This is a genomic window from Rhodopirellula europaea 6C (assembly GCF_000338295.1).
Taxonomy (GTDB): Bacteria; Planctomycetota; Planctomycetia; order Pirellulales; family Pirellulaceae; genus Rhodopirellula; species Rhodopirellula europaea.
Window position 1 is genome coordinate 34560 of the sequence record NZ_ANMO01000246.1, and the last position, 12214, is coordinate 46773.

Genomic DNA, 12214 nt, shown 5'->3' on the forward strand with positions numbered 1-12214 from the left:
CCAATCAGCTTTCCAACCAATCCTCGACGTAAATCTGTTTGACCCACAGCATGCTGACCGCGAACATTGGCGTCGCGAAAACGATTCCCCAGAAACCAAAGACGAGTCCACCGATGATCTGGGCCAAAATGACCATTGCCGGTGGTAGCTCGACCTGATGCTGCTGAACCATCGGCGTGATGAGATAGCTTTCAATGGTTTGGATCACCAGGTACAGAACCAGAACGCTGACAAACGCTGTCGACCCTTCCTGTGACGCCAACAGTAACGCGGGCACAACGGCGGCGATGCCTCCGATGTTTGGAATGAACGTTACCAGCCCCGCAAACACGCCCAATTCCATCGGCATGGGAACACCGATTACAGCGAGACCGATCCCAAACACAATTCCCACCAATGCCATCGCAATCAAGCGACCGATCATCCAACGCCACAACGTTTTCGAAGATTCCGAGAGCAATTCGGATGTCTTCTCTCGCCAAGCGGTTGGAAGCAGTCGAATCGCCCCCACCCGGTACTTTTCAGGACTGATCGCGAAGTAGATTGAAAGAATGAGTAGGATCAAAAAATCCGCCACCCCACCAAACGCGGACGCGAAAAAGTTTTTTGCCAGCCCAAAGGACTTGGCTGAGGAAGGCAACATTGAACTGAGCTTCGCATCGTCTTTCAAATGATCTTCAACAAGCGGTTGTTGTTTAAATGATTTAAACGCTTCCTGAACCGAGCTTTCGATGCGATCATTGAATTGAGCCGCCTTTTGAGCAGCTGAGCTCGCAAACGAATAGATCGTCAGACTAGAAAGCACAGCGATTGTAGAGACCACCAAGCCAGCTCGGAAATTTCGCGAGAGGTCCCACGGAACCCATCGTCCCATAAGATCAGCCAGTTGGTTTAGAACAACTGCAATGAGCACCGACCCAAAGATCAGTGGCAACAAATTGCGCGCGACGTAAAGCAGCCCAGCACTTGCAACGACCAGCAGAACAATGCCGCTGGCTAGAAGCACGCGTTTTGCAAAAGCGGTGTGATCCATCAGGATTCGCTTTCTTCAGTTCGAGTGGAGCGGTTTTCATCTGAACGATCGGATTGACTGGCCGACGCCGGCGATTGGAAGCCAAGGTGTTCAGGGTTTTTGAATGTCAGCGTTCGATACGGGAACGGGATCTCGATCCCAGCGGCGTCCAAATCACGCTTGATCGCTGCGACAACTTCATCGCGGCTTCGGCGAATATCCAGCGGTTTCGATCCCGCCCACCAAGCGACCTCGAAGTTAACGCTAGAGTTGGCGAACTCCTTCGCAAAGACTTCGACGGTTCGCTTGCCTTGCACCGTCTCACACGACTGAACTGCGTGCTTGATCACATCGCGAGATTGATCGACGTCTTCGTCATAAGCAATCCCACATATGATGCGAACTCGACGTTGCGGTTGACTAGTCAATACATCGACGTTGTTTTTGAACAGCGAAGCGTTGGGGACAACCGCTAACTCACCATCCAGCTTTCGAATCAAAGTGTTGCGGATCGTGATCTGCTTGACTTCGCCGGTCAGATCTCCGCACGTAATGAAGTCGCCGCGGTCGAACGGATATCTCCACAGGATCAAAATACCTGCAAAAAAGTTCTCGAAGATGTCTTTGAAAGCGAAGCCAATAGCTACGGACCCCAACCCTAAAACGGTCAATGCCTTTGACGGAGTCATGCCTGGAAACGCAACGACCGTGGCAATCAACAGTCCCACAATCCAAATGGCGATCGAGGACAGTTGATTGACCAAGTCCTTCAGGCTGGTTCGCATCCCGCGATTGTCTAGCAACCGATGAATGACCCAACTCGCCAGTTTTGATAACAGCGTTGTCAGTAAAACAACGAACAATGCGGCAACCAACAATGGCGAACGAACCAGAAAATCGGTCCACAATGAATCCAAGGACTTGGTGACCACCTCGCGTGTCGAAGCCAGATCAACGGCGCTGTTGATTGACATCTCATTGATCACTGCGACAACATCCTCAGTTTTGCGAGCCACGTTTTCAGCCCATTGACGATGTTCCTCCGTATCAGCCTGACCCCGAATCGTCACAATACCGCTTTGCAATTCGACTTCCGCGTCGGACAGCCAACCTGCTTCCTTTGCAGACTCGAAGATCTTCGTCAGTCGATCGCGAATGGCTTCATCATCGCTTATATTTTGAACCGCGACGGTTTCAGCCGGCGCGTTGGCATCTTCCACGGACTCCGATTCAGCCGTCTCCTGAGCAGAAACGCGAATTGAACCATCTGCGATGCAAAGGGTAATCGCGACAAAGAACATGCATCGAATCATGCTGAATATTCCGCAACAACATGACTCATCGCTAGCTTTGGCGTCAGTTTTCATCTTCGAGGGCCTTTTCGAGATCGCGGATGGGTCCTTCAATCAGCTCGTTGAGTTTCTTACACCTAGAAATTTCAATCACCCGCTTTAACGATGCAATGAAGTAGAGCGATGCGTTCCGATCATTTCGTACATAAGGGACCAGTTGCCAAAGCATCGAATGAACGAAATCCGCTCGCGTCACGTCCGTCGTGATGATTCGCAGTTCGCCTTGCTCGTCCATCCGGTATCGGGTCGGAAGCTGTCGTTGCGACAACTGCACCAATCCATCCGACAACCAATCGATGCACTGCATCGCTGTGAACGGATCGTTTACACCTGGTGACAAGGCTCGCGTCGCGACTTCCACAAACTCATTCAAGATGAAGAACACATCCTGAGTTGGCGTTCGTGAATATCCGATGGTGAAACCGCGGCGAATCTTCTTTGCGTGCTCCTCGCTCCATTCGGGCATTCGCGTGACCTCAGCGATGATCTCACTACGAAATACAAAATCCCCTGGACGCTTGCTCAACCGCACAACCGCTTGGTTGGTCTTTGCAAATTGGATCAGCTCATCATCGTCGATCCCCTGCAAGTAACCGGTCACGTCCGATCGAACCGCGTGAAGAAAGTCGCTAGACAAACGCGGAACGTCTCTTTCTTCGGCCAACGCTTGTCCCACCGTCTCGGGATACAGCTCCTCGAACTTCTCGGACATATCGACCGACAATCGACGCAGAACCGTCGAAATATGGATGCTGTCCGGCACATGGTGAATGAAGTAGATCAGTTCGCCAACACTGGCAATCGTCAGCACGAGACTGACAAACAGCGAAAGTTGCGGAACAAAAGCTTCTACCGACAAGTCCCAACTTTCGGGCACCGCACCGCCGCGGACAACTCGCAAAACCAATAGGCAATACAAAAATGTCGCGACAAAGGTGCCGAGCGTGATTTGATTGCCACGATCTCGCATGAAGTTGTCCAGCAATCGCGGACCGAAGTGCGATGTTGCGTGTGAGACGGCCAAGATGGTCAGCGAGAACGTCACGCCGGCCACGGTGATCATGGATCCCGCAACGGTCGCAAGCAACGCACGTGCACCGTCGGGTTGGTTCATCGACGTGAACCAATATTCCTGTAACCAAGCGTTGCCGACGGTTCGATCGGTCCAAATCGTGATCTGCGACAGCACAATAGCGGATAGCACCATCAACGATGGAATGAACCAGTAACTGCCTTTAATTCGATACAATAGTTGTTGTAGATAGGCCTTCATGCGATTAGGTTCGCCTCGCCGTCAACTGTCTCATCGTGTTCCGTTGCACGCAAGACTTCCGTTTGCTCGGCTCCCAAGTCACCTTCACCAACGGACGTGGTGGGTTCATCAGCAGACTGAGACTTCTCGGGCAAAGTCGGCGGTGCCGTCGGCAATTGCTCCACCATTTGGACGGGCACGCCTTGAGGGAATACCAACTCACGAGCCTCATCGGGCATGGTGATTTCTGCGTCGGTCAGTTTTTGCTTCACCAGTCGGATGACACTGCTGCTGACCTTCAGCGGCGAATGAGTCGTTTGGTCGAACCAATAGTAAACTCGCAAATTCACGGTGGCAGATCCAAGAGATTCGACTATCGCGATCGGGGCTGGGTCGCTGACCACACCAATGTGATCGTCCAAGACCGACATGACGATCTCTTGAGCCTCCACGATCGAATCCTCAAAACCAATGCCGACGGTGAAATCACGTCGACTCAGGGGGGTTGCCGTGTAGTTGATGATCTTTCCTTTGTAGACAGTGCTGTTGGGCATCTGGATCTGGTTGCCTTCCAGTGTGTTAAGCACCGTTCCCCGTGTTGTGACTTTGCGGACAAACCCCTTCGCTCCTTCGACTTCGATCAAGTCACCTACTCGAAACGGGTGATTCAGCGATATCAAGATACTGGCCAAGTAGTTTTCCGCGATGTCGCGGAAAGCAAACCCGAGCGCTAGGCCAACCAACCCCGTACCACCCAACAACGTGACGGCCAACCTTGTAAGACCTGACACTCGCAACGCGACGTAGACTCCAATGATGAAGATCAACACACCGACAACATTCCCAACGACTTGCCGCAACAGGGCACTGTCGATTCGCGAACGGGTGAACCAGCGAGTCAATCCCGCGCCGGCACGAGCGAGAAAGTAAGACACGAACCCAACCGCCAATGCGACCAACACCAACGGCAGCACGCCGGTTGCTTCGCGGCCAAGTTGTTTGAGCGATGCGATCGCCGGAGCGAAATTCCAAAGCGGAAGCTCAGCAACCTTCAGTCGATTGACCACGGCGACCACGTCCGAAGTCTTGATCGCAGTCGCCTCCACCCATTCTCGGTGACTCTTGGTATCCGATATCCCGCTAAGGAAGGCAACACCACGATCAACCTTCACCTGTGGATCAGTGAACCAACCAGTGGCTTCCATGATCTCCTGCAGCCGAGTTTCGATTCGCTGATCACTATTGATCGGGTCAACCTGAACTTCGTCCGCGACCTGGACAGCGTTTTTGTCGCCTTCCTGACCATCGCCCGTCACCTCAGCGGCAATATCTTCAGCTGTGGGCGTGTCTTCTTGAGCGACCGTCTCTTGTGAGCTTGCGCAAACAAGCAATGCGAGACATAGCATCACCCCGCGTGATAGAAAGAGTGATCGAGGCATGAACAGATAATTGGTGCGGGAACAAAATTGAACGCGGTACAACTACCGAACGAGCTGTTGTGAAGAAAGCCCGCAGGAGAAACACCTGAGACGACAGATGCCCGAGACTCCGTCGGCCTCAGGCATCTTGTCAAGAAATAACGAATTCAATCGAACGATCAGAAGTCGACACGATTGTTTTTGCTGTCGAAGCGTGCTTCGTAGTCGATCTGCACCAGGTAGTCTTTCAGCGCAACCAGTTCACGGACATCCAATTCGTCTCTGATCGAATCGATCGCTTCTTCCATCCGTTTCACCATCCGGTGAACTTTGATGAAGTCAAATTCCCGGTATTCAGCATTGGGTTGATGGCGTTTCGCGAGCGTCTTTTCGATTGGACGTCGGTAGGGTTCTAGGACAGGACTGTCCAACGGTTCGGGCCAGTAGATCTCACCGGTGTCGCGTTTGATTTGATTCTCGTTCAAGCGATCCGGTTTTTGTTTGTTCGCGATTTTCATCCGATCCGATGCGGACATACGATCCTCCTTCAGCTGTTCCTCACGAAGCTGTTTGATGTCGTAGTACAGCTCGACCGATTCTTTTCGGTTCTCGAGTTGCTTGTCGATCGCTTCTTGGAACCGCTTCGCGGAAAGCGAACGCAGCACGGCACCTCGTCCCAATCCTTCCGCCAGATCGCCACGTGATTCCAGAATGTCTCCGGCCACAGTGGAAGCTCCATCGGTGTCGAATAGCCCGTCGTCTGCATTCGCAACAGTAATCGCGAACATCGCGGTCAGCACCGTGGCCACTATGGCCACAGCAGCATGTCGCGAGTTGGTTGAATGTGTCATCGTCGATCCCCGAGTTCAGTTTGATGGAAGAGTTGTTATGAGGGGATCTACGCAAACACCGTTCCAAATCGCTTTGGCCTGAAATTCGCGTCCTTTTTGGCACTCTCCTTCAACGACGCTGAACGCACGACTTGCTCGCAGCACCTTGCTTCGATTGCATTGTCCTGAAGCGAGACTCTGCGGAAACTGACAAGCTTCTATTCTAGGAAAGCGACACGATGGCCGACGATTCAACAAACCGTGACAAACGTGTTACTGCGGCGACGGATCGCATTGAAGCGATCGAGCCTTTCCAGCCGCATCCGCTTTGCCACGGCGGTTGGCTGCAAACAATTTCAGTGAAATGGTTGAACCCGCAGCTGTCCTTAGATACCCGGCCAGACTCGATTGGAATCTCTATTCCAGACGACCACACCCCGCCCGATGAGCTGAGCGGCTACTACTTTCCCGCCACTGACAAACAAGCCGACAAACCATTGGTCACCGTTTTTCACGGAATGGGCGGACATGCACTGAGTCGATATATGCGTTCGCTAGGCCAGCGACTGAACACCAATGGATACGACGTTTTGCTTTGGAATCATCGTGGTGCGGGACAATCGGCTTCGAAGTGCGCTCGCTTTCATCACCCGGGTTTGACCGCCGATGTTTGCCACCTCACCGAACACCTGAGAGCAGAACGACCAGAGTGGACGCGAAACGGCCTCGCGTGCGTGGCATTCTCGCTGGGTGCCAATCTATTGCTGAAGTATCTGGCGGAATCCGGTGCGGAATCCAACTTCGATGCGGCGGTCAGCGTCTCCGCGCCGCTCGACATGGAAATCACATCGAAGAACTTGCGAACGGGATCGAATCAGGCATTCGACCAGTATCTTTTGAACAAGCAACGCGATGAACTGCTGCGTAGTTCCGCAGAGCTAACCGATGACGAACGATCCACGCTGAACAGCGTCTCGTCTGTCTGGGAACTGGACGATCAATTCACCGCCCCGCGTTTTGGATACGAGGGAGCCAAAGACTACTACGCCGAAAATTCGGCGGTCGATTCCATGCAATCGATTCGCACACCCACATTGCTTCTGCATGCCAAGGACGATCCCGTTGTCGTCCCGGAAGTATTCGAAGGGATTGAATGGGAAAAGAACGAGGCTCTTTACCCGATCCTGTGCGAATCCGGTGGCCACACCGGGTTCTTTGACCAAAACCGACGACGATGGCACGAAGCGTCCACAATCGCATTCTTCGACGCGGTCCTATGATTGAGCGATCAACGATGACCAACACGCTGACATAAAAAGAGGCTGACCCGCTATGAACGGATTCAGCCACACGCGATCCAGCGATCATTCAACCGAGTGACAACCTTGATCAGGCTTCGTAACGCTCGACCGAAACCGGGTCGCACGTCTTCAGCGTTTGGGCGGCTGTGTTGAGCTTTGCCTTGTCACCTTCAATCACGATCAGCGATGACCCGGCGTTCAGGTTGGACTCGTAGTTGGCACTCGCCTTGTCGTCCAAACCCCACGTTTTGACCGACGCGAGCAAGCCGCCTCCCACCGCTCCCGCAGCCATTCCGGCGATCGGACCGGCAACGAGAAACGGCCCGATCATGGTGGGAGCGGCCAACAGGGCCCCGATAGCACCTCCGGCCAAAGTCGCTGCCCCCGTCGTCTTTTCCGCTGGTGGGGACGACGCCATGTCGCTCCCGGCATTGTCACTTGCAACTTCATGCGGATGCTCAGCCGCCGTGATGACACTGAAATCATCCGGCGTGTAACCATCCTTTTGAAGGGCCTCAACGGCGACCGCCAACTTTTCGCGATTGGAATACTCTGCAACTAGGCATTGCTGACTCATGACTTTCTCCTGGGAATTGATTTGCATCGGTTTGGGATTTCACTGGGAATCGTTTCGCTCAGATCAGTCTTCGCGTTCAGCCTCAAATAGCATCACCTTGCTGCCCTTTGGAGACTCGAACTTCTTCGGACGATCCGCACCGGGCAACGCGTAGCAGATTTCGAATTCATCGCCTTCTTCCATTTTGATGATTCCGAACGACTTCATCGGGGGCATCCCTTTCATCTCGGTTGTCATGTCGATGTGAACGGGCTTCTTTGTTTCATCGAGCGTGAACATGGCTCGATAAACTTCGCGTTGCTCACGGTCATAGGTGACGATCATGTTCTTTTCGAACTTCATGATCGTTCCTTCCAGTTCCTCTTCCGTGATCTCCTCGCCTTGGTTGACTCCCTCTTCAACTTCCCAAACTCCCGCCAGTTGCTTGAGCATGGAATCGGTGTGCTCATCGGCTTGGACCGGAACAACTGGGGCAAACAAGAGACAAGGCAAAACGGCGAGCATTGCGTAGCGTGGCATGGGACGGATCCTTCTTTAGATGTGATTGGATTGTTTTCATACTCGCCGAGGAAAGCGGAATGCCTTCGCATCGTCAGTCAACGACTACATCAACCGCACGCCTCGGGAAGTTGAACTTTCTTAACGTGCCAATCGAACGCAATCGCCATACCAGCTGGCAATTGCCGGACTCGATTTTTGCGCACGACCACACGAGCCAATCGCAATCGGTGCCGAAGACTGAATCAACGCGTCCCACTGAACGACGACCGACCAACGTGCTCTCGAAAGCACCGGCGAAGATCCGCAAACCCGTTTCAAACGACGTTGTTAAAGAAACGATGACTCGGCTCGAGGAATCCCCCAACAGCGTTTTCGCCAACGCCCGCTATAGCCAAACCACGAACTATCACGGCGATTTTGAAATGCGAAGACGTTTTGGCCCGCGAAATGCGTTTCTCTCCCTTCGCCATCTCAGACGAGATCGCAACCGAGACAACACACATTTAAAGGAGTTCAACTCATGGTTAATCGTCAAGAATTGCAGGGTCACTGGAACGAAGTCAAAGGCCGCTTGAAAGAGCATTGGGGCCAGCTGACCGAAGACGACCTGCAGCAAGCTCGTGGTTCGGCTGAGCAGCTGGTCGGAGTCGTTCAACAGAAGACTGGTGCGACGCAAAACGAGATCGAAAAGTTTCTCGACAGCGTGTTGAGCCGGAACTTCACCGATCAAGCATCTGAAACCGTTCAGCAATACAGCGACGCCGCCCAGGCCGCCGCCGCAGATGCCGCCGCCTACGCTCGGCAAAACTACCAACGCCTGGCATCGCAGTCCGGTGAGTACGGGGCCAAGTTGGCCGACACCGTCCGAACACGTCCCGGTGAATCGTTGGCGATCGCGTTCGGACTCGGTATCGCCGCTGGTGCAATCCTGTTCTTCGGTAACAAGAAATAGTCATGGCGACCACGCTTGCAACGAAAAAACAATCCGCTGCGATCAAACAGCGAATGGCTGAGATCCGAACGGAGCTTCCCTATGAAGTTGACGATGCTCGCGTCCGAGTTCGCCAACTGACGGATTGGAAGTATCACATGTCGCGGCACCCACTGCCGATTCTGGCAGGTGTCGCGGCACTCGGATTCCTGGTCGTTCCCCACAAGCGAACGCCGGAGCGAATCATTATCCGCGAAACACCAAGCGGTACTGAGTCGACTCCCGCACCAGCGAAGAAGGGTTTGGTAGCAGGCATCGCCGGAACTGTGATGACACTCGCGTTGAGGCAGGCCAGTTCCGTGGCGGCGCAACAAATCAACCGCATCTTGACCAACCGAACATCCACATGATCGCTCCCGCACATTCGCGACCGCCCAGACGCATTGAGTTTGACGAGGCTCTGCCCGAGTCTCGCCACACCAACGCGGATTGCGAGTCGCCTAGCAAATTGAAATTCATCAACCAATCCGTTGCCAAGTACCCAACCGCATCACTCGTTGCGGCTGGCGTCGTCGGCATCGCCCTTGGTTGGTTCGTAAAACGCCGACCCTCCTGATTGATATGCCCAACAACGCCAGCATCCAAAAAGTCTTGCGAGACGTTCTCGACCTGTGCGAACTGCAACTGCAATTGTTGTCAGTCGATGCACAAGCGGCGAAACGAAAGCTGACCAATGCCGCGATCTTCACCGCCGTCGCGGTTGCCTTGGCAGGCTCCGCACTGACCGTGTTGCTGGTCGGCTTCGGATTTTTGCTCGACGAGCTGACTGAACTTTCGACCGGCGGTGCTTTATTGACGCTCGCGGTCGCAACTTTCGTTGTTGTCGGCATTTTGATGTTCATCGCGGGCAAGGCGATTCAAGCCGCAACCGCAGCGATGTCTGAAACGAAATCCGAATTGGCGGAGAACGTTCGCTGGCTGAAGGCCACAATGATCTCACCATCGACATCCCCGCGAAATCAAATGCGTCGCGAATCGTTCCAGAGTTTTCGCGAGCCACCTCACTACTACACACCCGACCCAGTCTCTCCCCTTTCTGAAAGGTAATCGTCATGAACGAAGCATCCACTCAACACAGTCAACCCGGCACCACGTCGAATCCTTCGGACATGAATGGCATGTCCGACCAGGCTCGCGTGGTTGCCGACCGAGCCACCGCTGGTGCAGTCGAGTTCGGCAAAGACGCCGCTCAGCACTACGTCAAAGAACCAGCCCAGGACCTCTTTGGCTTGGCCAAGGAATACGCCAAGGACCATCCCGATGTCGCCGCATGCTGGGCATTCGGATTGGGCGTCATGGTCGGTTGGAAACTCAAACCGTAGTCACCAACGCGAACGCTCATAGCAACGTTTCATCAACGCGTTCCTTCGCGATCGCGTGACACAACACTCGCCAGAGCAATCCGAAACGGTTGCTCTTTTTTTAGGGAATTACTTCGATGCAAGAACAACTTGAACAGATCAAAGACCGCGCCGCGAACCTCTTCGACGATGAAGCGGATGGTCGCAACGCAGGTATCGGACAAGCCGAGAACATGATCGCATTTGCCGCCGCGATCGGATGCACGTTCATGGTTCGCCAAGGTTTGCAACTTGGTTGGAAAGCAGCCTTGAAACGCGATCCGCCCAAGAACCCAACTTCGCACGAAGTCGAGTGGCGTGAAGCGTTGCTTTGGGGCGCTGTTTCCGGTGCGATTGTGGGTGCCGCACGCATCGCATCTCGTCGTGCATCGTCATCGGCGTATCGGTCAATGCGGTCGGTATCATGATGACGACGGAAGACGTGCACGATCGGCTCGAGACCTTGTCGCGGAAACACGCGATCAAAATCCGAGAAGTTCGCCGCTACATCCACCGCTATCCTGAGCTCTCCGGTTACGAGTATCGAACGACCGAGTTCCTGGCAGAGATCATTTCCGACCTCGGACTCAAGCCAACCCTCGCGGAAGACAACCGAGGCTTGTTCGTCGACATCGGCGAACCCAGAGAACTCGGACGAACCGCAATCCGTGCGGACATCGATGCGTTGCCGATTCAGACGATGGTCCAACACCCGTACGCGAGTGGCACAGACCAAGTCATGCACGCATGTGGTCACGACGCGCATGCTGCGATGGCCTATGGCGCCGCTGCAATCCTGACCGAACTGGCCAGCGAAGGCATGGCGGTCAACAGCCGAATCATCTTCCAGCCGGCAGAAGAAACGAGCCGCGGTGGCCTACACATGATTCGATCCGGTGCGTTGCAAGGTGTCCATTCAGCAATCGCATTGCACGTGGACCCAACTCGCCCCGTTGGCACGATCGGAGTTCGCGAAGGAGCCTTTACCGCGGGTTGCGATCTATTCACTGTCGAAATGTCCGGCCAAGGTGGCCACGGCGCACGTCCGCATCTCACCGGCGATCTCGTCGGTGCCGCGGCGCAGTGGGTGGTCGATATTTATCGACGAGTCCCGCGTGCAATTGATGCTCGCGACGCAGTCGTCATTAACGTTGGCAGCCTTCACACCGGCAACGCGCCCAACGTGGTGCCTTCATCGGCTTCGATCAGCGGAACGCTGCGAACACTGTCCTCTGAGAGTGCCGAGAAAGCCAAGGAGATGATGGCCGAGATCTCACGATCAATCGCATCCATTCATTCTTGCCGCATCGATTTGGAATTTGGGCAACACACGCCTCCCGTGATCAACGACGCGGCAATCGCGCGACGGCTTCGCAATGCTGGCATCGAAATTCTTGGTGAGGCCAACGTCCGCGACATCGCACAGCCAAGCATGGGCGCCGAAGACTTTTCATTCATGGCCCAGCAAGTTCCCGCGGCAATGTTCCGGCTAGGTGTTGCCGGAATCGACGTCGGCAGCGAACCGCTCCACACACCCAAATTCGACATCGATGAATCCGCATTGCCAATCGGCGCCAGCGTTCTGGCGTTGGCAGCGATCCTCGATGATCCCAGTGTGGTTTCCGCCTAGAACGCTCATC

Annotated in this window: 15 protein-coding genes; 8 read left to right on the forward strand and 7 right to left on the reverse strand. The window is 54.2% G+C overall.

Annotated features, from left to right (window positions below; translation table 11 throughout):
• Positions 1 to 4 precede the first annotated feature (4 nt).
• The 5 genes from RE6C_RS25850 to RE6C_RS25870 form a co-directional block, all read right to left on the reverse strand.
• Entirely contained in the window at positions 5 to 1033 is a 1029-nt protein-coding gene (locus RE6C_RS25850) for an AI-2E family transporter (protein WP_008661405.1), read from the reverse strand.
• The gene (locus tag RE6C_RS25855) at positions 1033 to 2325 is read right to left on the reverse strand and encodes a mechanosensitive ion channel family protein (protein WP_008661408.1); all 1293 of its coding nucleotides are present in this window, start codon (positions 2323 to 2325) and stop codon (positions 1033 to 1035) included. The genes RE6C_RS25850 and RE6C_RS25855 overlap by 1 nt, the downstream gene beginning before the upstream one ends.
• 43 nt (positions 2326 to 2368) lie before the next feature.
• Complete coding sequence (locus RE6C_RS25860) at positions 2369 to 3637, reverse strand: DUF2254 domain-containing protein (RefSeq protein ID WP_039963467.1); 1269 nt, start codon at positions 3635 to 3637, stop codon at positions 2369 to 2371.
• Positions 3634 to 5055 (reverse strand): mechanosensitive ion channel family protein, encoded by a 1422-nt coding sequence (locus RE6C_RS25865; protein ID WP_039963469.1) that lies wholly within the window; start codon positions 5053 to 5055, stop codon positions 3634 to 3636. Before RE6C_RS25865 ends, RE6C_RS25860 begins: the two co-directional genes overlap by 4 nt.
• Before the next feature lie 158 nt (positions 5056 to 5213).
• A complete protein-coding gene (locus RE6C_RS25870) occupies positions 5214 to 5885 on the reverse strand; it encodes a hypothetical protein (protein WP_039963471.1) in 672 nt (223 codons plus the stop codon).
• Positions 5886 to 6103: 218 nt separating this feature from the next.
• Between RE6C_RS25870 and RE6C_RS25875 the strand changes: the two genes are divergently transcribed.
• Complete coding sequence (locus tag RE6C_RS25875; RefSeq protein ID WP_008661414.1) at positions 6104 to 7144, forward strand: YheT family hydrolase; 1041 nt, start codon at positions 6104 to 6106, stop codon at positions 7142 to 7144.
• Positions 7145 to 7253: 109 nt separating this feature from the next.
• On the opposite strand, the gene RE6C_RS25880 is transcribed toward RE6C_RS25875, so the two are convergent.
• The gene (locus RE6C_RS25880) at positions 7254 to 7742 is read right to left on the reverse strand and encodes a DUF1269 domain-containing protein (protein WP_039963497.1); all 489 of its coding nucleotides are present in this window, start codon (positions 7740 to 7742) and stop codon (positions 7254 to 7256) included.
• A 63-nt stretch (positions 7743 to 7805) separates the two neighbouring features.
• Entirely contained in the window at positions 7806 to 8261 is a 456-nt protein-coding gene (locus tag RE6C_RS25885; protein WP_008661417.1) for a TIGR03067 domain-containing protein, read from the reverse strand.
• Positions 8262 to 8763: 502 nt separating this feature from the next.
• Here RE6C_RS25885 and RE6C_RS25895 point away from each other — a divergent pair.
• From RE6C_RS25895 to RE6C_RS25925, 7 genes are all read left to right on the forward strand, one after another.
• Positions 8764 to 9195, forward strand: a complete 432-nt coding sequence (locus RE6C_RS25895; protein WP_008661420.1) for a CsbD family protein — start codon at positions 8764 to 8766, stop codon at positions 9193 to 9195.
• A 2-nt stretch (positions 9196 to 9197) separates the two neighbouring features.
• Positions 9198 to 9584 (forward strand): hypothetical protein, encoded by a 387-nt coding sequence (locus tag RE6C_RS25900; protein WP_008661422.1) that lies wholly within the window; start codon positions 9198 to 9200, stop codon positions 9582 to 9584.
• Complete coding sequence (locus RE6C_RS25905) at positions 9581 to 9790, forward strand: hypothetical protein (protein ID WP_008661423.1); 210 nt, start codon at positions 9581 to 9583, stop codon at positions 9788 to 9790. The genes RE6C_RS25900 and RE6C_RS25905 overlap by 4 nt, the downstream gene beginning before the upstream one ends.
• 5 nt (positions 9791 to 9795) lie before the next feature.
• Positions 9796 to 10281 carry a phage holin family protein gene (locus RE6C_RS25910; RefSeq protein WP_008661424.1) on the forward strand — a complete coding sequence of 162 codons (486 nt, stop codon included), beginning with the start codon at positions 9796 to 9798 and terminating at the stop codon, positions 10279 to 10281.
• Between the two features lie 5 nt (positions 10282 to 10286).
• The gene (locus tag RE6C_RS25915) at positions 10287 to 10556 is read left to right on the forward strand and encodes a hypothetical protein (protein ID WP_008661426.1); all 270 of its coding nucleotides are present in this window, start codon (positions 10287 to 10289) and stop codon (positions 10554 to 10556) included.
• A gap of 116 nt (positions 10557 to 10672) precedes the next feature.
• Positions 10673 to 11002: a DUF4235 domain-containing protein gene (locus RE6C_RS25920; protein WP_008661428.1), complete on the forward strand. Its 330-nt coding sequence runs from the start codon at positions 10673 to 10675 to the stop codon at positions 11000 to 11002.
• Complete coding sequence (locus RE6C_RS25925) at positions 10999 to 12204, forward strand: amidohydrolase (RefSeq protein WP_008661430.1); 1206 nt, start codon at positions 10999 to 11001, stop codon at positions 12202 to 12204. The genes RE6C_RS25920 and RE6C_RS25925 overlap by 4 nt, the downstream gene beginning before the upstream one ends.
• Positions 12205 to 12214 lie beyond the last annotated feature (10 nt).